Below are 23,143 nucleotides of genomic sequence, written 5' to 3'. Positions count from 1 at the left end.
TATGCTTTAGTCATAATTTTAAATTTTTGGATTACACAAAAGGGCCCCTGTCGGGCACTTGCCCGAATTCACCACAGGGTTCAGAGACCCACTTAAATTTTGCGTACGCTATGGTTTGAGAAGTGGTAGAGAATCCAGTAACTTTAGGCAACTTCCCCTAAGCCTTGAGCCCTGAACTGCATCTTCCCGCAAGAACCATCACTTGCGTTTTGTTATGTTAGCTATGCACAGCTTGAACTGTTCGTTGCAAATGAAAAGTAGTTTCTGAAGTTTTGATTAGACATGAGTTCGACATCTTTTTCTCATTTGTTCATCACCAATTTGACATGTCTGTAAAAGTCTAAATATCAATCAACTATAAACATGAATTCAGAAGAAGGAAAAAGTTTTGAAAAAGAGGAGTTAGTCCAAGAATTAATAGAGCTTTTGTTTGAAAAGGCTAAAAAGGACTCCAAAAAGAAACCAATACATGGACTCGCCAAATACTTATCCAATAAGTTGATGGAAGATTTTCAGTTCAGTATTGACATCAATACGTTTACGAGATACTACAAAGGGTATATCCTTAATGAAAGAGGAAAGCAATCTCCAACAGATGATATACTGAACATGCTTTGTGAATACTTAGGTCATAAAGACTTTAAAGACTTTGAAACCAAAATTGAGTGCGAAATAGTAAAAAAAAGGTTGCGAAAGGAGATAAGTGATCAAGAAGAAAAATATAAGAGAATGGTCTCCATAGGTTTGGTGATTGGAGTTTTGTTATTGGGCACCCTATCATTCTTTATCTCCAAGTACTACAAAAAGAATTGCATGATTTGGGTTGAAGACCACTACGAAAAAATAAGATGCTCTGGATTGGAAAATGAACGGAAATTGAATGAAGTGGTTTTACTCAAAATGAGGGAAATAAAAAAACCGTTACAATGCGAACGTGAAATGTGGTATGACAAGACCGACAACAGGGTTACCTTTTATACTTACCACGGTGAGCATCCCATTAATCGCAAGACTTTAAAGCCTGTTAGTGAACGTATTTGCGAGAAATACATTTTAGAACCTAGAGATTCAATTTTGTCCAATACATATCGAGATACAATAAGGTAATTGCAATATGGGCAGATAAAAAATTTGCAGGCTTTCTCTCGGTAATGAAAAAACAATAGATAAAACTCAATTGACCTTTTGGGTTACTGCGTTTTTACGCAAGGATATTATCATAAATAAATTCAAATTGTTTCCGGGATGAAAGTACCCACTAAACAATAATTTGATTTTATGAAAAACTCTTTTTCCCAATATCATGGGATTAAACCGTCCGATATTGATTTTTTTGATATTCCACTAGATAGTGATGTTGAGGTTTTTATATGTCCTTTTTTAATAGAAAACACAAAGATGAAAATCCCCTTCTCTAGGAAGGTGTATGATAGATTAGTTGGTTTTTTGACTGAGTTAAATAAAAATTATGTTAGACCTAATAAAAGGAATTTGGGAATATCATTTTTATCGCACCTCCATGAACCAAATGAAATCCACTTTGGATATTCATCTTCTAACAAAGGAAAGGCAGTTGCAAAGGAAAAAGCGACTATGATTTTTGATGCGTTAAGACGTAATAGATTCGCAAAAAAAGGCCTTCATACTACTAATCAAGCTCATAATGTTCTTCTGTTAGTTCAGGGAATTGGACAAGATATAATGTCAGACATTATATTAAATGTTTGTAGAGACATTTTTGCTGAGTTTACATTCTACGTAATAGAAAAACAGGGTATAAAGAATACAAAGAAGTTTGAATGTGAATACTATGATTACAATACTAAAAAGTGGAAAAGAGATTATTTCAATCTCCCTGTGTATAAGGGTAAGAAGATAATCTTGGTACCTAGAAAAATTGTCAGCGGAAAAAGAGCTTATTCCGAGAGATATAATTGGTTTGTTTCGAGTAACTATATCTCAGTTCGGATTTTGAATAAGCCCAAAATTTCTAGAAAGGAACAAAGATTATTTAAAAAGTTAAAGAACGGAACCAAGATAATCATAATTAAAAGAGTATATGAAGCTTACAAAAAACCAAAGAAAGATATAATTGATTTTGTTATCAATTATCCCGGGTCATTAGATGAATTTGTTCAATATGCAAAAGAGAATTATCCGGAAATTGACCTATCTGACCTTTAATGGGGCTAGGGGCAAAAAATACAATCAAATTCTTTTCCAATCTTGAATGGTTTTCAAAAAGATGGATAGTATTCTACCCTTGGGCAGAAGGCTTTTTTAAGGTTGAAATATTAATCATTTTAGCTTTTAATATGGCCATGTCTTCCATCACTTTCTTATCAATAATCTTGGCATAGTGTTGTGTGGTTCGTAAATTTTTATGACCCAACATTTTCCCCACAGTTTCTATTGGAACTCCGTTAGTTAGGGTCACCGTCGTGGCAAAAGTATGCCTAGCTAAATGTGTAGTGAGATTTTTATTGATTTCACATCGATCTGCAATTTCCTTAAGATAGGCATTGGACTTTTGGTTGCTAAGAACCGGTATGATACGATTAGTATTAACCAGTTTTGGATGGTTATGATATTTCTCAATTATGTTCACGGCCTCCGGCAGCAATGGAATCGTAAAACCAGTATCGGTTTTGGATCGTTTGGACTTAATAAAAAGGCTACCTTCCTCGTTTTCATATATGTCATTCGATGATAGATTCTGTACATCTATGTATGCTAAACCCGTAAAACAACAAAACACGAACATATCCCTGACAATACCCAGACGCTCACCCTTGATTTCTTTATCAATTAAGCTTTGCAGTTCCTCTTTATTCAAAAACTCCCTTTCTACGGTTTTAAATTGCACCTTGTAATTGTAAAAAGGATCTTTAGGCATCCAATCATGGGCAACTGCCATCCTGATGATTTTTTTGAAGTTGTTTACGTATTTCAGAGCTGAGTTATGATTACAGTTTTTGGTTACCTTCAAAAAATATTCAAATCCCTTAATGAACTTTAAATCAACATTTCTAACAGGTATATCTTTCTTTTGACACTCTACTCTTACATATTCTGACAAATGATTTTTGGTTGTCTGGTATCTTTTGTACGTACCTAAGGCGAATTCTACGCCTATGAGTTTTTCCATTTGCTGATTGTGTTCTTCAAAGAGTTCAATTAGCATTTTGAATTTCTTGTCTTTATGTAGATACGCATTCTTGACGTCCAAAGAAGTATAGGGCTCGTCGGCGGCAATAAACTTTTCTTGTATAACTTTAATCCGATGCCGTACCGTATGCATTAGCTGATTCAATTCTTGAATTTCTGCGCTCCAGCCTTTTAATTTATCGCCTTTAAACTTCCATTTAGAGGGTAAAATTTTACGGTTAAGGCTTATCTCACTTCGCTTTCCATTTACTGTTATCCTAGCATATATAGCGGCTTTGCCATGTTTGTCAAGCCGATATTCTTTGATATAGAATAATATTGCAAAGGTAGAAGGCACCGATTACTATTTTTTTGTTCAAATAAATGTACAAAAAATAAAATAAATTACCTTTGTAATTAAATAATAATGAGTAGATTACATAAAAATAGGTGAGCAGAAAGTAAATTTAAAAATAGGTCACCTATTTGTATTAATATTATTTGATTTTAAATGATATCATTTGGATGTAAATAAAATAAAAACCTGTAAATCAATGATTTACAGGTTTAATGGTTTGAAACGATATTACTTTAGTGGAGCCGGAGGGATTCGAACCCTCGTCCAAACAAGCAATTGCAAGGCTTTCTACATGCTTAGTCTTTGTTCGGTTTTCGTGGTATGGCTGACCAAAAACCGCCTACCATACCCTTAGCTTCTTTAGGTTTACGCTCTTACCGAAGCCGTAAAAACGCTATGTTGACTTTTATGGTGCTCCTAAAAAGGTCGCCATCAACAAGGGCTACCAAGGAACATTCAGCTTTCCCGCCTGGCGGGACTAGGCTTGGACTTACTATAATTCAGTCAATTAAGCAGCTAAAGCGTAGTTATTTTCGCCATTTAAAAAGTTGGAACAGAGATTAACGAGCATCGATTCCATAGCTCGGCATGCTTACATTACCATTGGTCTTGCTGTCAAAACCAGTCGGCCCCGTAATGAGTTAGGTAAGCTTTGCTTACCGTAAACGAATTACGTCCTGAACTTGTTTCAGGACCTCATCCCATCTCATTTTTTTATCAAAGAACCAATATTACTTCGAGTATCATGCGTGCATGATGCATCGAGAAGTGGGCGTTCACTCCTTCACCAAGGTTTCGGAGCACCGGGCTATCGGCTATACGCGCCTGCCTAGCCAAAGCTATGCGACGGCGGGGTATCTGCCTCTATCCCTAACGCTTTCACCTTCGCCAAGGCTACGGCGAACATGGGTTGATCCTCCGAAGCTCAAACTCGTTTTGAGCGAAGGAGGGCAAAGTTAACCATTTATCCCGCTTTAAGCGGAAAAGTTTGTTTACCCTTTCCAAACCCCTTATTTTAGGTCAATAATTATACCATTTCCCAAATGAAGTTCGGAATCATTCAAGAACGTAAAAATCCTCCCGATAGACGGGTTGTACTGTCCCCAACCGAATGTCAAAATGTCCTGAATTACTTCCCTGAGGCCCAAATCAAGGTGGAAACTTCACCCATTCGGGTATTTACCAATTCCGAATACGAAGCTGCAGGGATTTCCATCCATCAGAATGTAGAGGATTGTGATGTAATGCTTGGGGTAAAGGAAGTTCCCATTGAAGCACTGATTCCCAACAAAAAATACTTCTTCTTTTCCCATACCATAAAAAAACAACCCTATAATCGGGATTTGCTTAGGGCTATTTTAGAAAAGAACATTGAACTCTACGATCATGAGGTCATTACCAATCCCAAAGGGCAACGTCTGGTGGCTTTTGGCCGCTATGCAGGGATTGTGGGGGCGTACAATGGTGTTCGCACATATGGTTTAAAATATGGAACCTTCAACCTGCCCAAGGCAGAAACCCTACGCGACCAACAGGCCTTGATAGACGAGCTTCAGAAAATACAATTGCCCAACATTAAAATCCTGTTGACAGGAAAGGGCAGGGTAGGCAATGGGGCCAAAGAGATGTTGGATGCTATGAATCTACGGGATGTCAAGGTGGACGAATACCTATCTCAAGATTTTAAGGAACCGGTCTATTGCCAAATTGATGCGGAAGAATACAACAAACGTAAAGATGGTGTTCTCGGCAATAAAGACGATTTTTTTGCCAATCCAGAAGAATACAAATCCAACTTTTTCCGATTTGCCAAAGTGACAGATTTCTATATCGCTGGACACTTTTATGGCGATGGGGCCCCCTATCTATACACCCGCGAAGATGCCAAACATCAAGACTTCAAGATAAAAGTAGTGGCCGACGTGAGCTGCGATATTGATGGTCCTGTGGCCACGACCATCAAGCCCAGTACCATTGCAGACCCCATTTATGGGTATGACCCGGTTTCGGAAATGGAAACAGATTTTAAGAATCAGGACGCGATTGCGGTAATGGCCGTGGACAATTTGCCTGCCGAGTTGCCCCGTGATGCAAGCAACGGTTTTGGTGGTGCGTTCTCAAAATATGTAATCCCTGCTTTCTTCAATGGGGATAAAGATGGTATTTTGGAAAGGGCAAGGATGACCTCCGATGGAGAGTTGACATCTAGGTATTCTTACCTCCAGGATTACGTAGATGGTGGATAACAATCACCACTTAATCGATGTGGATAACTTGTATATTAGCTAAAGGTTATTTTTTCTTATATTGAACCTCCTTTATAGCCAAAGCAGTGAAATTCAACTGGATAAATCGTGAGGACGATACCCTAACCAAAAAGGTCTGTATTGATTTGGAATACCGCCTAAGACCAAGAATTACAAAGTTCCTGTTGTCCAAGTACGATAGTGACTTTTTGATAGACTTCTCTAAATTTTACTTCGATGTAGACCTCAAGAATCAGTGGATATGGATTTCCGAAAAAACACCATTGGACTACACTGAGCGTATCAAAGAGGATTTTGATATTGAGATAAATGGCTCTCATCTTTTTTCAGTAGCCTAACCTTCTATTTTACGGTTTTCTCATCCAGCGGAACAGAGAAAAACTAATCCATACGAACAATCCAAATACAATGCTTATCAACCAAGTATTTAAGTAAGTTAGGCTTAGAGCCATCTGCGAGAAAAGCGATGTAGGTTTCGTAATCAAATCCCAAGAATTGAATCGTAGAAACCTTCCCAAATAAATACCATAACCGCTCAACATACATACTGCGAACAAGGCAAAATCAACAGTTTTTTCGGAGAATTTTTCTAAAAGGAGCTTCTTCATGTCTAGAAGTGAAAGTATCCCAAACAATAATCCGTTCATTGCAAAGGCAAATAGAATAATAAGGTCAAGCCAAAACAAATAAGACCCCTTTTGTCCTAAATGGACAAAATCTGTAATGATGTAAGGACAATTGGGTAAGAACAAAAGCCAGCTTACAAAACCTAAAAAGAACCAAATTTTTGATTGTAAGGGTTTTAAATGAAGGAGCGATTGTGTTATAGCGTATGGAATTCCAGCAAGAAACAGATTCCAAACGAGGAAAAGGAATAATCCGCTATGGGTAACTTTTGTTCGGAATACAATCAAGCTGAATGCAAAGGCAACGGATACTATGATATGCGTATATGATTTTAAAAGGAATAAATTATTTTTCATTGGGTGTACGTTAAGTCAAAAGGTAAATAAACAAGACAGCAATGGGATAGTTGAGCAAGGCTATCAGAAAAGCACATGTATGTTCTTCAATGTCCTTAAAATTGGACAATAGATTTGCAAGCAAAATCAATAGCATTAGTGCATTCACAATATTGACCGCCATAAAGAATACAATGGAGGTCCCTACTAGGAAATCGCTTTTTTCAATAAGCAATAAAAGAAACAACAAGGTCCCTATTGCCAAATAGATGAAGTTGCAACGCACAATGTTTCTGTTGATTCCATATGTGAAATACTTCATCATTTTTGCTTTGGTTTTTTAAAATGATTAAAGGTGTATTCTTGCCAGGAACTTTCTTGGTTTGATGCGTTGAATCGCTTCGCTTTTTCTTCGATTCGCTGTTGTTGAATGGGAGTAATAAATACGTCATCTTTAAGGCTATATTGGTACAATGGTTCACTATTGGTATGACCAAGCCCAATAAGATAATCCAGGTCAGGGTTCTGGATATGCGCAATGTTGTACCAAGTAATGGCCTTGTCCCAAGGAATGCTGGAACTAATAATCAAACAATAAAAAGCAATCATGGTATTTCTGCGCAATAGAAAAACAAAGCTGCGCACTTGTGCCACTTTTATATAGGTGGTCACCAAACCTATTAAGGTAAGCAGCAGGTAAACGAAAACGCCTATTCGTTTATAGGTAAACCCCAAGGCCTGCACGTATTGGTAATTTTTGTATGACGTAAAAACGACAAGAATAATATTAAGGCCTACCCAGAGATAGGCTAAATTTTTAATATGCTGGTTCCCTTTGTAGAAATTAAGGTCTCCCCTGAAAAAGTATAGAATTACCAAAATGGCACATACAATGGAAAACATGAGGGCGTAGACCCCTTCGTGAACGGCTCTTGAGTGTCCGGAATTGCTTATTGGAACTGACTTGAACAAGTAAATAAAATCAGTAACCAAAAAGAACAACAACAATAAGTTGAGCGAAAGAAAAATAATGCTGCCCAAGGTCTGTTGACTGCGCAGTTTTTCCAAAGCGGGTATGGTAAATGGCGCATCAGGAGGGCTTAACAGGTTACTATTTTGTGCATCCAACCTTAAAAGCTCTGTCGGATGATATGGAGATAGTATATGCAAAAAGCACGCATATCCCAAAAGTGTAAAAAACAACCAAGGGACACTGATAAAACTTAAATCGATACTAGCAATAAGAGTACCGAATATAGGATTGGCATTTTTATATAGTAGGGTGAACGAAACAATGAATACGGCCGCCAAAAGAATACCTAATACAAGGTCCTTGGTTTTCTTTGACCATCTTTTCTTTTTTTGTTCTGGATTTTTCTCCCTTTCATTAAATTTTGCGAGTGAGGCAACCAACATGTTCACGGCTCCAATTAACCCGCTTAGATAGAGTGAGACTTCGGACGCAATGGATTTGCCCATCAAAATCAGAAAACATACCAGATAGATAAATACTTTATAGGCCGTAGGGTCCATAAAAACCATCAAACCCGCAAAAAGATAAGCACTAACATAGGGCCATGGTAGTGGACGTTCCTTTCGTACAGAAAATAATATCAGAAATGTGATTATAGAAATTAAAACAATGTTGAGACCCAAGTTTTTGCCATACAGTAAAACGCTGAAAGCGAGGGCCCCTAAAATGGATTTTAAATGAATATTCATAAATAAAAGTTTTATTGGATTAAAAATGCGGATTGGATTCTCTGCAATGGCTGTTCAAGCATTTTGGAAAAATCCAAATGATAAAATTTATGGGCGGTCCTACCTTTTTGATAGGCCTGTTTGAAAAACTGGGAGTAATCAGGATATAAACATGTGCCAAGACCTATAACAGAAAAGAGGTAAAGGCTCTTTTTTCCATTGCCCAATAGAAAGTATTGCATGCTGATCTCCTCGGGCACGGAAATACCTGTGCTGGTCAATACGTGAAAAACATCGTGATTTTCCAATTTTGGCTGTACTTCAAAACTGTGTTTCAGCAGAAAAGCAGCCAGATGGAAACCCAAACTGTTGTTGGGGTATTGCAAAAGCTTTTTAATAGGGATGTTCCAAGCCCTGTTCTTTTTCAAGAACTTTTGATAGGGCTTTTTACTCCATTCATATAAATATTCTAGAACGATCGCTCTCATTCGTATATTTTTAAAAGTACTTTGAATTTCAAAGTTAATAGATAAAAAATTTTATTTTCCAATTAGCTTTTCAAGGGCTTCAATATGTTTTTTAAATGCTTTCTTTCCCAAAGCGGTGGCGGAATATCGGGTATTCGGTTTTTTTCCAATAAACTGTTTTTCTATCAGAATAAAGGCTTCCTTTTCCAAGGCTTTGGTGTGGCTAGCCAGATTGCCATCGGTAACACCTAATAACTCCTTTAATCTGTTAAAGTCAGCATGTTCGTTTACCATCAGAATACTCATGATCCCCAAACGTATTCGATGGTCAAATGCTTTGTTTATGTTAGTGATGATACTCACAGGTTATTTTCTATCATATTTAAAATACATCAATGTTCCATAAATAATGTGACATACTCCAAACCCCAAAATCCAGAACCATAGTCCGTAACCTGTAAAATAGGCCGAAAACAGACCAAGAATGATGTTGGTGATGCCAAGATAGCGCACATCCCCCAAAGTATATTTACTGGCATTAAGGCATGCCATGCCATAAAATATCAGCGTGGCCGGGGCAATCAGGACCCAATATTCCAATCGAATCAGTAAAAGAACAAAAATACCGCCGGTAACAAGTGGAATCAGAAAATTTGCAAGCAATCTTTTCGATGAGGCATCCCAAATCTTTTCACCACTCTTGTTTGCCTTTCTATAGGTTAGTATAAAGGCCGTAATCACAGCTAGGAAAACAACCCCTGCAGCTACAGATAAAATGGATAGCTCCATTTCTTCATAGGTATCAAATTTCCAACTGCTCGGGTATAAAATCAAATAACCCAAATACCCTCCAATGAGGGCATAGATACCTGCAAGTATTCCAGAAAGACCACTGAGGGAGATAAATCGGGATGAACGACTCATCATGTTTTTTATCTCTGAGATATCATCTAAATATTTTTTTGAATCCATTTTAAAAGTACTTTGAAATACAAAGTTAAAAATTTATTCGAATTATTTCATTTATTTTGAAAGAAATCGAAGAAAAGCGACTACTTCGAATTATGAACCCGGCCGAAGAATACATCTTATCCCGAGAAGAACCTTATAGAAGTATATTACTCCATCTTAAAGCGGTAGTAGAGTCGGTAATTCCCCATGTGGATATGAAGTACAAATGGGGTATCCCTTGCTTTTATGAAGGAAAACATCCTATTTGTTATTTGAATGCCTCTTATAAAGGGAACTATGTGGACATCGCCTTCTGGAATTCCGCCCATCTGACCAAACATATAGAATTAATGTACAGTGAAAAACGAAAAGTGGTCAAGTCCTTTCGCTACAATAGTTTGGAAGAAATAAACAATACCGTTTTAATCGATGTACTGAAAGAAGCCAGTTCCCTGAAACAAAAAGGGTTCTATAAAAGGGATTAAAGCTGAGTTACCACCTGTCGTATCGCAACCAAATCACTAAGTAACTTTTCAAGCAAACTCAAGTCCAACATATTGGCGCCATCACTTTTGGCATTGGCCGGGTCAAAATGGGTTTCCATAAAAAGACCATCCACACCAGCTGCAATACCAGCACGTGCCATGGTTCCAATAAGTGTGGGACGTCCACCTGTAACACCTGAAGATTGATTGGGCTGTTGTAATGAATGCGTAACATCCAAAACAACAGGAGCGAATTGTTTCATAGTGGGAATCCCTCTGAAATCTACAACCATGTCTTGATAACCGAACATGGTGCCTCGGTCAGTAATCCAAGCTTGTTCATTTCCGGAATCCGTTACTTTTTTCACCGCATGCTTCATACTCTCTGGACTCATAAATTGTCCCTTTTTCAGATTGATCACCTTCCCAGTTTCTGCGGCAGCCACCACCAAATCCGTTTGCCGGACCAAAAAAGCGGGAATTTGAAGCACATCTACGTATTCAGCTGCTTTTTCCGCATCGCTGATTTCATGAATATCGGTAATGGTAGGTACCTTAAAAGTTTCAGAAACCTTTCTAAGGACTTTTAGCGCTTTTTCATCCCCAATACCGGTAAACGAATCAATCCGACTACGGTTGGCTTTTTTAAAGCTGCCCTTGAATACATAGGGTATTTTCAGCTTATCGGTAATATCGACAACCTTTTCAGCGATACGAAGGGCCATATCCTCACCCTCTATTGCACAAGGTCCGGCCAACAAAAAGAAATTGTCTTCTGTTGTATGTTTTATCTGGGGAATGCGACTTAAATGCATACGTTTAGTTTTGGCAAAAATACTATTTTGAAAAAGTTTCTGTTATCACTAAACACCCAAATACACCTACTATGCGAAACTTAATGCTACTTTTTGGGTTTTTCTGTACCCAAATGGCACTGGCCCAGTTTGGGAAAAACTGTGAGGTACGGCAAATCAAAATCAATATGTTTCATCCTGGACTCGAATATGAAATGAGTTTGGGCGTTAATTCTACCTTGGATGCTCGTGTGGCTTACCAGTTTTCTTTAGACCCGTTTAAGGAAAGACCTATTGAAAATTATAAGCTTTTCCCGGCAATAACTATCCAAAACAGATATTACTACAATTTTGATAAACGCGCTACAGGTGGAAGGCAGATTTATGGGAATTCTGCCAATTACATAGCTCCCTCAGCTTCAGTTTTCTTTGCTGGAGATGATTTTGTGGGTGATGATATACCCCGTAGCACTTTTGCGACGGCAGGATTGGTTACTGGGATTCAAAGAAGTTATAATTCTGGTTTAAGTTTCTCGGTTGATGTGGGTGCTGCCTATTATTTGGGAGAGTTTAATGGAGGAATACATCCAGTATTCAATTTGAGCATTGGCTGGATTGTAAGCGAAAAAAGGTGGTGTGTGGGACGATAATGCCTAAAGCATTATTTTCTTGATGGCATCCATATAGCCACGACTGACACGAACCACCTCGCCACTGTCCATAGTAACATCATAACTTTTGCCGTATTTGTTGAGTTCTTTAACCCGGTCTAGGTTGATTATCGATGAACGGTGTACTCGTAAGAAAAGTTGAGGGTGTAGTTTTTGTTCCAAGTCAGAAATACCAAAATTGCTCAAATAGGCCTGCTCACCAGTATGGACTTTGGAATAATCCCCATACGCTTCTACCCAAACAATATCCTCACATTTTATGGTAATCAATTTTTTGTTGTATTGCACCAGCACACGGTTTGGATAAGAAGTTTCCTCCATAAAAACGCTTTGGGCCAACTCTCCAATTTTAGCTGTACTCGAATTCAATCGCTCTACCGCGATTTTAAAACGTTCTTTGGTATAAGGCTTTAATAAGTAATCCACCGCATGTACTTCAAAAGCTTTTAGGGCGTACTCATCGTAGGCGGTTGAAAAGATAATTTGTGGGATTTCTTCAAGATGATTCAGTACCTCGAAACCTGTCTTTCCGGGCATTTGAATATCCAGAAATACTAAATCCGGTTTAAATCGATTGATTTCATTAATGGCATCTACTCCATTATTAACCTCGGCAATTAAAACTAGGTCCGGATAATCCTCAAGGAACTCTTTTATTAGAATTCTACCTGCTTTTTCATCATCGGCAATCAATACTTTTTTCACAGAGCAAATCGGATTTTAAGGCCTTGGGGTTCATTGTCAAGTATCTCCAACTGCGATTGATACATTTTTTGAAGTCGCAAACGAGTATTGGTTAATCCTACACCCTTTCCAAAAATACTCTCCTTGTCTTTTACCCCAGCACCAGTATCCGCAATTTCAAATTTCAATTTTTCTCCCTCCTTGAAGATGGAAATGGAGATTTTTCCCCCTTTTAGCTCATTCGATATGCCATGCTTCACAGAATTTTCTACCAGGGGTTGCAACAACATGGGAGGAATTTTCTCCGCATACAAGGATTCCGGAACGTTGATTTCTATGTTCAATCGCTCTTCAAAACGGGCTTTTTCGAGTTCCAGATACTTTTTGACAAATTCAAGTTCTTCTTTCAAGCTTACCCACTCCGCTTTAGACGCTTTTAATTGATATCGAAACAAATCAGACAGGGTGGCAATCAGTCTACGTGTCTGTTCTTGCTTGGGAGGTACGGAAGCGTTTATGGTATTGAACACATTATATAAAAAATGGGGATTAAGCTGTGCCTTAATGGCGGCCAATTCACTTTTGAGCGCTGCTTGTTTAAGTTCCCCTTCCATTTTCAGTTTTCTCTGGTTTTCCCGATAGTGCTCATACGCATGAAAAATCCCAAATTGAATCAAGTAGAACAGACCAGGGATGTATAGGTCCCATACCGCGCTGGAACCTTCCAAATGGAACCATCCTAAGGCTTCACTTATCATATAGTAGACTTTTTGCGAGCCGAAAATGAAAACTGGAAGAAAAACAAAATGCAAAACCAATCGTTCCCAGAGCTTTGAACTTTTCAGGTAAACAAACAGAAACCACCAGATGGGAATGGTAAAAAGGAAGAAAATACCATACTGTAAGGCCCCACCATCAATGAAAGCATAAAGACCAAATAACGAACTTGATTCTTTCCGTACATCTATGACGCTTAACCACACGGTAAGGTGGTAAAAAAAAGCGGAAACAATGTAAAAGGCGAGAACAATCAAAAGCTCCCTTAACGTAATGCCCCAAATGATTTTTTTGTCCATTTTGGTTTTTTTGGAAAGATACTTCTCAGCCTTGGTTTTAAATATACAGAAAAGTTGAATGGGCCTATAGGCCGACGAACGGACCCGGTCCATTGAGCCCGATATAGGTCAACTCGTCTGTCTTTGCTTTGTTTCCTGTAACCATAGTCGAATTTTTGGGTATTCAATTTAAATAATAACCATCATGAAAAAAGCGACTATTTTAATTTACTTCTTTATTTGTTGGTTCTCCTACGGACAAACTATAACAGGAGAATTGAAATCCCCAATTGGAGAAGCGGTGCCCTATGCCGCAATAACTCTTAGCTCACCATTGGATTCAAGTTTGGTGAAAGCAACAACCAGTATGGAAAATGGTACATTTCAAATTGGGGGTCTAGAATCCAGCGAATACATTTTTGAGGTTAAGGCATTAGGTTTTGCGGATTACCGTAAGAAAATCACTTTTTATAAGGAAAGCAATTTGGTCATGGGGGTGATTACCCTTACTGAATCCACTCAAAATTTAGAAGAAGTTACCGTCGTAGGGGAAAAGCCCATGGTACAGGTATTGGCGGATAAAACTGTATTCAATGTTGAAAATACCATAAATGCAACGGGTACCAGTGCCTTTGAGTTACTTCGAAAGGCTCCAGGTGTAATAGTGGACAACAACGGAGGGTTCATTGTGGAAGGTAAAACGGGGGTACAAATTTTTATTGATGGAAAGCTTTCCATTCTACAAGGCGAGGATTTGACCAATTTTCTAGAAAGCCTTCAAGCGACCGACATTGAAGCGGTAGAAATCATTACCCAGCCCTCTTCAAAATATGATGCAGCTGGAAACGCTGGAATTATTAATATCAAGTTGAAGAAAGATAAAAGTTTGGGAACCAACGGAACTTATAATACCGGTGTTACTACGGGAGATTTTGCACGGTATAATTCCAGTATCAATTTCAACAATCGGGGAAAAAAGGGAAATCTATATGGGACCTACAGCAATCGGTTTGGTAAAACCACGGGCTTTATCAATTTATTGCGTACCCAGTCCAATACACAATTTGATGCACGTACGGCAAGTACTTATGACCGAAACAGCAATAATGTAAAGTTGGGCTATGACTACTACTTGGATTCCAAACACACCATTGGGGCTATTTTCAATGGAAATTTCAACAATGGATTCAACACCAATAATACACGTACCCCCATACGCCCTGCTGGGGTTGCAGAACTGGATAGTGTGCTTGTAGCCTTGAACCAAACGGACAATACTTCTTATAACATCAACGGGAATTTTAACTATAAGTATTCGGATACTTTAGGCTACAGTGTGAATGTGGATTTAGATTATGGTCGCTATAACAGTGATAGGAATGCTTTTCAACCTAACATCTATTTGGATGGCACTGAATCCTTTGTAATTCGTGAGACCATCACTTTTCAAGAAACACCTATCGATATAGATATTGCGACAGCAAAAGTGGACTACGAACAGAACTTCCTAAAAGGGAAATTAGGTCTGGGGGTAAAGTATTCCTATGTGGATACGGACAACACTTTTAATTCATTTAATGAAATTAATGATCAATTGGTATTGGATGATTCGCAGAGCAATCAATTTCGATATACTGAAAAGATTAATGCAGGGTATTTCAACTATAATCGCAAATGGGGTAAATGGAATCTCCAGTTTGGGCTTCGCGTGGAGAATACAATATCTGATGGGAATTTGGAAAGTACTCAAGAGACGGAAAATGATAGGGTTGAACGAAACTTCACGGATTTTTTCCCCTCAGGAGGGCTAACGTATCAGCTTAATCGAAAAAATCAATTTGCACTCACCTATAGTCGAAGAATCCAAAGACCAAATTACCAAACGCTAAATCCCTTTCAATACAGATTAAATGAGTTGTCATTTAGTCAAGGAAACCCCTTTTTACAACCCCAATACACGAATAACTTAAAATTATCCCACACTTTTAATTATAGGTTGACAACGTCTTTAAGCTATACGCGTATATCTGATTTCTTTGCCCGGGTTACAGTTGCTCAAGGGGAGAGCATTAGTTTTTTGACCACTTTGAATGTAGCCAATCAGGAAGTATTTAATCTAGGAATTTCCTACCCTAAAAAACTGTTTTCTTGGTGGGATGTTTATGTCAGTTTAAATGCATTTATCAGTGATTATCAAGCCACAAGTCCGGAGTTCTTGCCTGTACGACAAGAGACCTTGACCTTCTACGGACAGAACACCTTTTCTTTAAACAAGGATTGGCGATTTGAAGTTTCAGGATGGTACAATTCACCCTCAATTTGGGGAGGGACCTACCAAACCGATGCGTTGGGCTCCCTGAATGCAGCTGTTCAGAAGAAATTTATGGATGGACGCTTTACAGCTAGGTTGGCGGTAAATGATATTCTGTTTACTTCACCATGGAGTGGTATTACCCAATTTGGTGAATTGTTTATTGATGGAAGCGGAGGAAGTGACTCCAGAAGGGTAGCCTTTGGATTGACCTACGATTTTGGAAGGAACGAAATCAAAAAATCGCGTAAGAGGAAAACAGGGCTGGAAGCTGAGAAGGACAGGATTGGTAGTTAATTCAGGATGAAAAACTCTGGTTTTAAGTCCGCTATCAAAAATATAGCAGTACCTTTGCGGCCTTAAAACCGGAAATATGTCCAAAATCAAGAATATCGCCATCATTGCCCACGTAGATCATGGTAAAACTACTTTGGTTGACAAGATTATGTACCATTGTCGCCTTTTTAGGGATAATGAGAACAAGGGAGACCTTATTTTGGATAACAACGATTTGGAACGTGAACGTGGGATTACCATCGTTTCCAAAAATGTTTCCGTGGTGTACAAGGATACCAAAATCAATATAATTGATACTCCGGGTCACGCCGATTTCGGAGGTGAAGTGGAACGTGTATTAAATATGGCCGATGGGGTTTTGTTGTTGGTGGATGCTTTTGAGGGTCCAATGCCACAAACTCGATTTGTATTGCAAAAGGCTATTGATTTAGGATTGAAGCCTTGTGTGGTCATCAATAAAGTGGATAAAGAGAATTGTACTCCGGAAGAAGTTCATGAAAAGGTCTTCGATTTGATGTTTGAACTGGGAGCCGAAGAATGGCAATTGGATTTCCCTACAGTTTACGGTTCAGCGAAACAAAATTGGATGAGCGAAGATTGGCAAAAGCCAACAGATTCCATTGAACCGCTTTTGGATATGGTTATTGAGCACATTCCTGAGTTCAAGCCAGAAGAAGGCTCAACTCAAATGCTGATTACCTCCTTGGATTTTTCATCCTTTACCGGTCGTATTGCGATTGGTCGTCTCCAACGAGGCACCCTACAGGAAGGACAGCAAATATCCTTGGTTAAGCGGGATGGGTCGATTATCAAAACCAAAGTGAAGGAATTATTCACCTTTGAAGGATTGGGAAGACAAAAAGTGCAAAAAGTAGTCGCTGGAGATATCTGTGCCATTGTGGGTATGGAAGGCTTTGAAATTGGGGACACTGTTGCCGATTTTGAGAATCCTGAAAAGTTGAAAACCATTGCTATCGATGAGCCTACTATGAGCATGCTCTTCACTATAAATGACAGCCCATTTTTTGGAAAAGATGGGAAGTTTGTTACCTCAAGGCATATCAAAGAACGCCTAGAAAAAGAGTTGGAGAAAAATTTAGCACTTCGTGTTGAGGAGACCGATAGTGCGGATAAGTTTATGGTTTTCGGAAGAGGAGTCTTGCACCTTTCCGTATTGATTGAGACCATGAGACGCGAGGGATACGAACTTCAAATAGGACAGCCTCAAGTTATCATCAAGGAAATTGATGGGGTAAAATGTGAACCTGTTGAACACCTCACCATTGATTTACCTGAAGAAGTTTCAGGGAAGGCCGTGGAAATGGTCTCCATCAGAAAAGGAGAAATGACCAGCATGGAAGCCAAAGGTTCCCGAATGCTATGTGAGTTTATTATTCCGTCTCGAGGAATTATTGGACTTCGTAACCAGTTGTTGACCGCCACCGCAGGAGAAGCTATTATGGCACACCGGTTCTTGGAATACCAACCTTTAAAAGGCGAAATCGCCCAAAGAATCAACGGTTCTTTGGTTTCTATGGAAAACGGTACCGCCATTCCATATTCTATTGACAAACTGCAAGAAAGAGGTAAGTTCTTTATTGACCCGGGAGAGGATATTTATGAAGGTCAGGTAATTGGTGAGAATTCTAGAGGGGATGATATGACCATTAACGTTACCAAGACCAAGAAACTATCGAATGTTCGTTCTGCCGGAGCCGATGATAAGGCCAAAATTGTTCCTGCCATTAAATTCTCGTTGGAAGAAGCCTTGGAATACATCCAAAAGGATGAATACGTTGAGGTTACCCCGAATCACCTTCGTCTTCGTAAGATTTTCTTGAAGGAGGTCGATAGAAAGCGGAACAAAATGGGTTAAACCACGTGCCCGTGGTGATGTTCGCGTAGACAGGACACCGCCGCGCCGATAATACCGGCGTTGTTCATCAATTCGGCCTTGACTACTTCAGTATCGATATCGATAAAGTGTTGAAACTCCCTCCATTTTTTGGAAGTACCTCCTCCAACAATAATTAAGTCAGGAGCAGTAATTACTTCTACCAATTTCAGGAATTTGTTGAAACGCCTACCCCATTTTTCAAAGGAAAGATTTTCTCTTTCTTTAGCAGACGCAGCGGCCCAAGTTTCAATTTTCTTATACTTTTTATAGGGAATTTGACCCAGTTCAAAATTCGGGAGCAGTACCCCATTGTAAAACACCCCACTTCCCAGGCCTGTTCCAATAGTAACCATAATCACCAAACCGTCTCGACCTTTTCCAACTCCATAATTCATGGAAGCATAACCTGCGGCATCGGCGTCATTCAAAACCGTGAAAGGCTGTCCCGATACTTTGGTGAAAAGCTCATCAATATTAACACCGACCCAACTTTTGTGCAGATTACCCTCGGATTTACAAACTCCTTGTTTGACAATGCTGGGGAAACCACATCCAACAGGACCTTTATAACTAAAGTGCTCAACGATTTGTGCAACCACTTCAGCCATTTCTTCTGGTTTTCTTGAAGAAGGCGTGGGAATCCGATGCCGTTCTGTAATCATTTCACCGGTCTCCACATTGACCAAGGCTCCCTTTATGCCGGTGCCTCCAATATCGATGCCTAAAATTTCCATGGAATGGTTTTGTTTTTGAATACGGCAAAGAAACAAAAATCTTTAAAAGTTGAAAGAATATCCGACAAGGTGTTTTCGGACAGTGATTTAAGGTTCAATATGATAATCAATTGAATTTAATGAATGGTTGGGGTCGATAAAATCGAGTATTTTATCAATTGCCCTACCAAACCCGGTAAGGGTACCCAATTGTTTGTTTTTTCCAAGGGCACTGGAAATGGTTTCATCCCGGTTGCCAAATCGGTAACCTGTTCTGGTAATCCAGAGGGTGTTGAATAAATGCTGCATAAGTACATTACCCAGTTGATCAATGGAAATTGCCAATTCCAGAGCAAATTCTCCTACACCTTTAAAACCACTTGTGAACAATTGCCTAAAAAAACCATATATCAATCCTAAAGGTCCGGTGAGCGCCATTAGAACAATGGAAATGAGAAAAAGAAGAATTCCGATAAACGGGTTTACTTTTTTGTCACGTTTACACTCTTGTTGCTTTAAAATCATGGCTAAATGGCTTTTTGTATGACTTCAAAAATTTTACTTCCATCACATTTTAAAGTCTTGTGTGGGTATTTTAGAATAAGGGCATAATCGTGAGTTGCCATGATAATGGTTCGCCCACTTTCATTGATTTCCTGTAGCACCTTCATCACTTCGACACTAGTTTGAGGGTCCAGATTTCCTGTAGGTTCATCTGCAAGAATTAGTTCTGGGTCGTTCAATAGCGCTCTAGCGATGGCTACACGCTGTTGCTCCCCTCCAGAAAGTTCGTGGGGAAATTTGAACCCTTTGGTTTTCATGCCCACCTTTTCCAAAACCTCCTCTATTTTGTTTTCCATTTTACTGGGGTCCGTCCAACCGGTCGCTTTGAGCACGAATTTCAGGTTGTTGTTGATGTTCCTATCTGGTAAAAGCTTGAAATCTTGGAAAACAATGCCCAATTTTCTTCGAAGGAAGGGAATATCCTTTTCTTGCATCGTCTTAAGGTCAAAATCGACTATTTTGCCCTTACCCTGTTTCAGTGGTATATCGGCATACAGGGTTTTCATAAAACTACTTTTACCACTCCCAGTTTTTCCAATAACATATACAAACTCGCCCTTCTTGACCTCTAGATTGATTTGATTCAGAATTAAGTTTTCTCTCTGAAAAACAGCAACACCCTCTAATTGAACAATAGTTTCCGACATATTGGAGCTTTAAAAAACTAAAGGTACTAAGTTCTAAAATTTTATCATGTTGGGAAGGATGAAATTGATTTTCAAAAATAGGATGATATACTTTGGCGCGGATTTTGACGTTATGGTAACAGTCAATCGAGAAACAGCGTAGAACACTATGTATCGAAAAAACCTCTTTTTTCTACCCATATTGTTGGGTGTGCTTTATACTACTACCGCACAGGAAACCAAAGTTTTTTATCATGAGGATAAGGCCTATCAAGATGCCCTTAACCTATACAATAATCAGCAGTATCAGGCTGCGCAATCTATTTTTGAGCAAGTCAAATCGACTACCAAAGATGGTGAAACCGAAGCCAATAGTGCATATTATTCTGCCAATGCTGCAATCCGTCTAAATCAACGAGGGGCGGATAAAATGATGGAAGAGTTTGTGGAAAGATATCCTACTTCCACAAAACGGAATTCCGCTTTTTTAGATGTAGCCGATTACTATTTTGAGACTGGGAAGTACCCCTATGCCCTGAAGTGGTACAAGAAAGTTGATGTTTCTACAATGTCAACAAAAGACAAAGAACGATTCAATTTCAATAATGGGTATTCACTATATGCTTCAAAAAGACCAAAGGAAGCCGAAAGGTACCTGAGTCGAGTAAGTAATTCTCCAAAATATGGGTCTCAAGCAAAATATTATTTGGGGTATATCGCCTATGAACAAGATGATTATGATGAAGCCAGCGCTCGTTTTGATCAAATCACCGACCCTGAGTTGCTGAATGAAAAGCTTTCGTATTACCAGGCTGATCTTAATTTCAAGTTGGGAAATTTTGAAGAGGCGATTGCCATGGCCAAAAAACAGTTGGCCAAGTCGGATAGGAGGGAAGTTTCTGAACTCAATAAAATCATTGGGGAAAGCTATTTCAATCTAGAGCAATATGATGAAGCCATTCCCTATTTGCAAAAATACCGCGGAAAGCGAGGTCGCTTTAGCAACACCGATTATTATTTGATAGGGTATAGTTTTTACAAGCAAGGCGATTACGAAAATGCCATTAAACAATTCAATAAGATTATAGGAGGAACCAACAACGTTTCTCAAAATGCGTATTACCACTTAGCGGAGTGCTACTTAAACCTGGACCAAAAAACCGAGGCTCTGAATGCATTCAAAAATGCTTCGGAGATGGAGTTCAATGCGGATATCAGAAAAGATGCCCTTTTGAACTATGGTAGATTGAGCTACGAAATAGGGAATCCCTATGAGCCCGTTCCTCAAGTCTTGAAGACGTATTTGGATGCCTATCCCAAAGATGAGCATCAGCAAGAAATTCAGGAATTGTTGGTGGATTCCTATATCACATCCAAGAATTTTGAGGGGGCCATGACCCTTTTAGAGGAAAATCAGAATTATGCAAGTAAGGAAACCTATCAGAAAGTATCCTTTTATCGAGGGGTTGAACTTTTTCTGGACGGGGACTATGAAAGTGCGGTTGAGCGTTTTTCCAAATCATTGAAAAATCCTGAGAATTCAAATTTTGAGGCTAGAGCCGAATACTGGAAAGCGGAATCTGACTATCGCTTGAATAAATATGAAGATGCGCTTTCTGGATTTGCAAGATTTCAAGGATTACCGGCTGCAAAATCTTTACCTGAATATGAATCTCTAGATTACAATTTGGGATATTGTCACTTTAAATTAAAGGACTACAACAAAGCGGTTGGTTTGTTTTCACGTACAACCGAATCCCAAACCATCGAAGAAGCCCAAAAAGCTGATAGCTATCTCCGGTTAGGGGACAGTTACTTTGTAACCAGTAGATATCGTTTGGCCAAAAAGGCCTATGATTCAGGGTCAAAATTGAATGGTCCGGAAAGAGATTATGCCTCTTTTCAAAAAGCCCTTTGTGATGGTTTTTTAGGCAATGGGTCAGCCAAAATAGAAGGGCTGAGTACCTTTCTACGCTTAAACCCCAAATCGTCATTAAGGGATGACGCCCTTTTTGAGCTGGGCAATTCGTATGTGAAAGCGGGACAAGAAGCTCAAGGACTTCAGACGTATGATAGATTGGTTGATGAATACAGCAGAAGCAAGTTTGCACCCAGGGCACTTTTGCGTCAGGGTTTGGTCCACTACAATGCGAACCGCAACAATGAGGCCCTATCCAAGTTGAAAAGTGTAGTTGCAAAATATCCCAAAACTTCAGAAGCAAAACAGGCGGTAGCAACTGCAAAGCTAGTATATATTGATGAGGGTAGGGTGAGCGAGTATGCCGCTTGGGCTAGAAATCTGGATTTTGTAGAAGTCACAGATTCCGAATTGGAAAATGCAAGTTTTGAGGCAGCAGACCGAAAATATGCCGAAGGAAAAATCAATGCTGCACTCAAAGGATTTGAAGACTACATTCGGGAGTTTCCCAACGGAGTGAATGCATTGCAAGTGAATTTCAATATTGCCCAAATCTATTTTTCCAAAGGCGACAAGGAGCGAGCTCTTCCCTTCTTCCAAAAAGTGGCAGAGACAGGAGGTGAATATCAGGAACAGGCATTGACCCGGGTTTGCGAGGTCTATGTTGCCAGGGAGGACTACAATAAGGCGATTCCTTATTTGGAACAATTGGAACAAACTGCGGAAATAGCACAAAACAGGACTTTCGCCCAATCCAACTTGATGAAAGGGTATTATGGAAGGAAAAACTATGATTTAACGATTTCCTATGCTGAAAAGGTGTTGAATGCTCCCAAAATTGATAACCGCATTAAAAGTGATGCCCAAATCATGATTGCCCGTTCGGCCATAGAAACGGGAGATGAAAATTTAGCTGAAACGGCCTTTACCGAGGTAAAGAAAATTGCAACTGGAGAGCTGGCAGCGGAAGCCTGGTACTATGATGCCTATTTTAAAAACAAAGCACAGAATTTTGAAGCATCCAATACTTCAGTACAAAAATTGGCGAAGGATTATGCTGCTTACAAAGAATGGGCGGGTAAGGGACTAGTCATAATGGCGAAGAATTTTTATGCGTTGGATGATGCCTTCCAGGCCACCTATATTTTGGAGAGTGTGATTTCCAATTTTTCGGAATATGATGATTTAGTCGCTGAGGCGCAAGGGGAATTATCGATTATTAAATCGAGAGAGTCCCAAAGAAATTCCTCTGTAGACTCCAATGGCAATTAATCA

Annotated in this window: 22 protein-coding genes and 1 other RNA gene; 9 read left to right on the top strand and 14 right to left on the bottom strand. The window is 39.2% G+C overall.

The features are described from left to right. The first annotated feature begins 363 nt into the window (after positions 1 to 363). Both ACSLUF_RS12680 and ACSLUF_RS12675 read left to right on the top strand, forming a co-directional pair. Complete coding sequence (locus ACSLUF_RS12680) at positions 364 to 1,107, top strand: hypothetical protein (protein ID WP_435623154.1); 744 nt, start codon at positions 364 to 366, stop codon at positions 1,105 to 1,107. A 171-nt stretch (positions 1,108 to 1,278) separates the two neighbouring features. Beyond that, on the top strand, positions 1,279 to 2,184 hold the full coding sequence (locus ACSLUF_RS12675) for a hypothetical protein (RefSeq protein WP_435623153.1): 906 nt from the start codon (positions 1,279 to 1,281) through the stop codon (positions 2,182 to 2,184). A gap of 73 nt (positions 2,185 to 2,257) precedes the next feature. Here the strand turns inward: ACSLUF_RS12675 and ACSLUF_RS12670 are convergent, their stop codons facing one another. Next, the gene (locus ACSLUF_RS12670; RefSeq protein ID WP_435623152.1) at positions 2,258 to 3,505 is read right to left on the bottom strand and encodes a site-specific integrase; all 1,248 of its coding nucleotides are present in this window, start codon (positions 3,503 to 3,505) and stop codon (positions 2,258 to 2,260) included. 234 nt (positions 3,506 to 3,739) lie between these two features. Further along, positions 3,740 to 4,138: a transfer-messenger RNA gene (ssrA, locus tag ACSLUF_RS12665) on the bottom strand. Positions 4,139 to 4,548: 410 nt separating this feature from the next. Between ssrA and ACSLUF_RS12660 the strand changes: the two genes are divergently transcribed. Both ACSLUF_RS12660 and ACSLUF_RS12655 read left to right on the top strand, forming a co-directional pair. After that, complete coding sequence (locus ACSLUF_RS12660; protein WP_435623151.1) at positions 4,549 to 5,751, top strand: NAD(P)-dependent oxidoreductase; 1,203 nt, start codon at positions 4,549 to 4,551, stop codon at positions 5,749 to 5,751. 86 nt (positions 5,752 to 5,837) lie between these two features. After that, positions 5,838 to 6,110, top strand: a complete 273-nt coding sequence (locus tag ACSLUF_RS12655; RefSeq protein ID WP_435623150.1) for a hypothetical protein — start codon at positions 5,838 to 5,840, stop codon at positions 6,108 to 6,110. 9 nt (positions 6,111 to 6,119) lie between these two features. Here ACSLUF_RS12655 and ACSLUF_RS12650 read toward each other — a convergent pair whose 3' ends face one another. Genes ACSLUF_RS12650 through ACSLUF_RS12625 form a run of 6 tightly spaced genes read right to left on the bottom strand, consistent with a single transcriptional unit; the run spans position 6,120 to position 9,874 of the window. Beyond that, positions 6,120 to 6,755 carry a DUF1361 domain-containing protein gene (locus tag ACSLUF_RS12650; RefSeq protein WP_435623149.1) on the bottom strand — a complete coding sequence of 212 codons (636 nt, stop codon included), beginning with the start codon at positions 6,753 to 6,755 and terminating at the stop codon, positions 6,120 to 6,122. 10 nt (positions 6,756 to 6,765) lie between these two features. Further along, a complete protein-coding gene (locus tag ACSLUF_RS12645) occupies positions 6,766 to 7,059 on the bottom strand; it encodes a hypothetical protein (RefSeq protein ID WP_435623148.1) in 294 nt (97 codons plus the stop codon). Next, a complete protein-coding gene (locus ACSLUF_RS12640; RefSeq protein ID WP_435623147.1) occupies positions 7,056 to 8,456 on the bottom strand; it encodes a DUF4153 domain-containing protein in 1,401 nt (466 codons plus the stop codon). The genes ACSLUF_RS12645 and ACSLUF_RS12640 overlap by 4 nt, the downstream gene beginning before the upstream one ends. Before the next feature lie 11 nt (positions 8,457 to 8,467). Then, on the bottom strand, positions 8,468 to 8,923 hold the full coding sequence (locus ACSLUF_RS12635; protein WP_435623146.1) for a Coq4 family protein: 456 nt from the start codon (positions 8,921 to 8,923) through the stop codon (positions 8,468 to 8,470). 51 nt (positions 8,924 to 8,974) lie between these two features. Further along, positions 8,975 to 9,265 (bottom strand): winged helix-turn-helix domain-containing protein, encoded by a 291-nt coding sequence (locus tag ACSLUF_RS12630; protein WP_435623145.1) that lies wholly within the window; start codon positions 9,263 to 9,265, stop codon positions 8,975 to 8,977. A 3-nt stretch (positions 9,266 to 9,268) separates the two neighbouring features. Beyond that, the gene (locus ACSLUF_RS12625) at positions 9,269 to 9,874 is read right to left on the bottom strand and encodes a hypothetical protein (protein WP_435623144.1); all 606 of its coding nucleotides are present in this window, start codon (positions 9,872 to 9,874) and stop codon (positions 9,269 to 9,271) included. 56 nt (positions 9,875 to 9,930) lie between these two features. Here ACSLUF_RS12625 and ACSLUF_RS12620 point away from each other — a divergent pair, with 56 nt between their 5' ends. After that, complete coding sequence (locus ACSLUF_RS12620) at positions 9,931 to 10,338, top strand: DUF1801 domain-containing protein (protein WP_435623143.1); 408 nt, start codon at positions 9,931 to 9,933, stop codon at positions 10,336 to 10,338. On the opposite strand, the gene kdsA is transcribed toward ACSLUF_RS12620, so the two are convergent. Then, positions 10,335 to 11,153: a 3-deoxy-8-phosphooctulonate synthase gene (gene kdsA, locus ACSLUF_RS12615; RefSeq protein WP_435623142.1), complete on the bottom strand. Its 819-nt coding sequence runs from the start codon at positions 11,151 to 11,153 to the stop codon at positions 10,335 to 10,337. The two genes, ACSLUF_RS12620 and kdsA, sit on opposite strands and share 4 nt — an antisense overlap. 71 nt (positions 11,154 to 11,224) lie before the next feature. Between kdsA and ACSLUF_RS12610 the strand changes: the two genes are divergently transcribed. Continuing rightward, positions 11,225 to 11,782, top strand: a complete 558-nt coding sequence (locus tag ACSLUF_RS12610) for a hypothetical protein (protein ID WP_435623141.1) — start codon at positions 11,225 to 11,227, stop codon at positions 11,780 to 11,782. Positions 11,783 to 11,785: 3 nt separating this feature from the next. Here the strand turns inward: ACSLUF_RS12610 and ACSLUF_RS12605 are convergent, their stop codons facing one another. Continuing rightward, entirely contained in the window at positions 11,786 to 12,508 is a 723-nt protein-coding gene (locus ACSLUF_RS12605; protein ID WP_435623140.1) for a LytR/AlgR family response regulator transcription factor, read from the bottom strand. Next, positions 12,505 to 13,563 (bottom strand): sensor histidine kinase, encoded by a 1,059-nt coding sequence (locus ACSLUF_RS12600; RefSeq protein WP_435623139.1) that lies wholly within the window; start codon positions 13,561 to 13,563, stop codon positions 12,505 to 12,507. The genes ACSLUF_RS12605 and ACSLUF_RS12600 overlap by 4 nt, the downstream gene beginning before the upstream one ends. Before the next feature lie 184 nt (positions 13,564 to 13,747). On the opposite strand from ACSLUF_RS12600, the gene ACSLUF_RS12595 reads away from it, so the two are divergent. Beyond that, the gene (locus ACSLUF_RS12595; protein WP_435623138.1) at positions 13,748 to 16,150 is read left to right on the top strand and encodes a TonB-dependent receptor domain-containing protein; all 2,403 of its coding nucleotides are present in this window, start codon (positions 13,748 to 13,750) and stop codon (positions 16,148 to 16,150) included. Between the two features lie 76 nt (positions 16,151 to 16,226). Further along, on the top strand, positions 16,227 to 18,026 hold the full coding sequence (gene typA / locus ACSLUF_RS12590; protein ID WP_435623137.1) for a translational GTPase TypA: 1,800 nt from the start codon (positions 16,227 to 16,229) through the stop codon (positions 18,024 to 18,026). Here the strand turns inward: typA and ppgK are convergent. The 3 genes from ppgK to ACSLUF_RS12575 form a co-directional block, all read right to left on the bottom strand. Beyond that, entirely contained in the window at positions 18,023 to 18,781 is a 759-nt protein-coding gene (gene ppgK / locus ACSLUF_RS12585) for a polyphosphate--glucose phosphotransferase (protein WP_435623136.1), read from the bottom strand. The genes typA and ppgK overlap by 4 nt on opposite strands. An 87-nt stretch (positions 18,782 to 18,868) precedes the next feature. Next, complete coding sequence (locus ACSLUF_RS12580) at positions 18,869 to 19,285, bottom strand: hypothetical protein (RefSeq protein ID WP_435623135.1); 417 nt, start codon at positions 19,283 to 19,285, stop codon at positions 18,869 to 18,871. A 2-nt stretch (positions 19,286 to 19,287) separates the two neighbouring features. Next, complete coding sequence (locus tag ACSLUF_RS12575; RefSeq protein WP_435623134.1) at positions 19,288 to 19,971, bottom strand: cell division ATP-binding protein FtsE; 684 nt, start codon at positions 19,969 to 19,971, stop codon at positions 19,288 to 19,290. A gap of 148 nt (positions 19,972 to 20,119) precedes the next feature. On the opposite strand from ACSLUF_RS12575, the gene ACSLUF_RS12570 reads away from it, so the two are divergent. Next, positions 20,120 to 23,140 carry a tetratricopeptide repeat protein gene (locus ACSLUF_RS12570; RefSeq protein ID WP_435623133.1) on the top strand — a complete coding sequence of 1,007 codons (3,021 nt, stop codon included), beginning with the start codon at positions 20,120 to 20,122 and terminating at the stop codon, positions 23,138 to 23,140. Positions 23,141 to 23,143: the final 3 nt, after the last annotated feature.

The sequence above is a fragment of the Flagellimonas sp. genome (genome assembly GCF_965601775.1).
Taxonomy (GTDB): domain Bacteria; phylum Bacteroidota; class Bacteroidia; order Flavobacteriales; family Flavobacteriaceae; genus Flagellimonas.
This window is presented reverse-complemented; position numbering and strand designations above follow the sequence as displayed.

Coding starts and splice junctions, on each gene's coding strand:
- ACSLUF_RS12640 (WP_435623147.1), bottom strand. CDS start 8,456: ATGAATATTCATTTAAAATCCATTTTAGGGGCCCTCGCTTTCAGCGTT.
- ppgK (WP_435623136.1), bottom strand. CDS start 18,781: ATGGAAATTTTAGGCATCGATATTGGAGGCACCGGCATAAAGGGAGCC.
- ACSLUF_RS12600 (WP_435623139.1), bottom strand. CDS start 13,563: ATGGACAAAAAAATCATTTGGGGCATTACGTTAAGGGAGCTTTTGATT.
- ACSLUF_RS12575 (WP_435623134.1), bottom strand. CDS start 19,971: ATGTCGGAAACTATTGTTCAATTAGAGGGTGTTGCTGTTTTTCAGAGA.
- ACSLUF_RS12595 (WP_435623138.1), top strand. CDS start 13,748: ATGAAAAAAGCGACTATTTTAATTTACTTCTTTATTTGTTGGTTCTCC.
- kdsA (WP_435623142.1), bottom strand. CDS start 11,153: ATGCATTTAAGTCGCATTCCCCAGATAAAACATACAACAGAAGACAAT.
- ACSLUF_RS12680 (WP_435623154.1), top strand. CDS start 364: ATGAATTCAGAAGAAGGAAAAAGTTTTGAAAAAGAGGAGTTAGTCCAA.
- ACSLUF_RS12580 (WP_435623135.1), bottom strand. CDS start 19,285: ATGATTTTAAAGCAACAAGAGTGTAAACGTGACAAAAAAGTAAACCCG.
- ACSLUF_RS12625 (WP_435623144.1), bottom strand. CDS start 9,874: ATGGATTCAAAAAAATATTTAGATGATATCTCAGAGATAAAAAACATG.
- ACSLUF_RS12610 (WP_435623141.1), top strand. CDS start 11,225: ATGCGAAACTTAATGCTACTTTTTGGGTTTTTCTGTACCCAAATGGCA.
- ACSLUF_RS12645 (WP_435623148.1), bottom strand. CDS start 7,059: ATGATGAAGTATTTCACATATGGAATCAACAGAAACATTGTGCGTTGC.
- ACSLUF_RS12635 (WP_435623146.1), bottom strand. CDS start 8,923: ATGAGAGCGATCGTTCTAGAATATTTATATGAATGGAGTAAAAAGCCC.
- ACSLUF_RS12650 (WP_435623149.1), bottom strand. CDS start 6,755: ATGAAAAATAATTTATTCCTTTTAAAATCATATACGCATATCATAGTA.
- ACSLUF_RS12660 (WP_435623151.1), top strand. CDS start 4,549: ATGAAGTTCGGAATCATTCAAGAACGTAAAAATCCTCCCGATAGACGG.
- ACSLUF_RS12570 (WP_435623133.1), top strand. CDS start 20,120: ATGTATCGAAAAAACCTCTTTTTTCTACCCATATTGTTGGGTGTGCTT.
- typA (WP_435623137.1), top strand. CDS start 16,227: ATGTCCAAAATCAAGAATATCGCCATCATTGCCCACGTAGATCATGGT.
- ACSLUF_RS12675 (WP_435623153.1), top strand. CDS start 1,279: ATGAAAAACTCTTTTTCCCAATATCATGGGATTAAACCGTCCGATATT.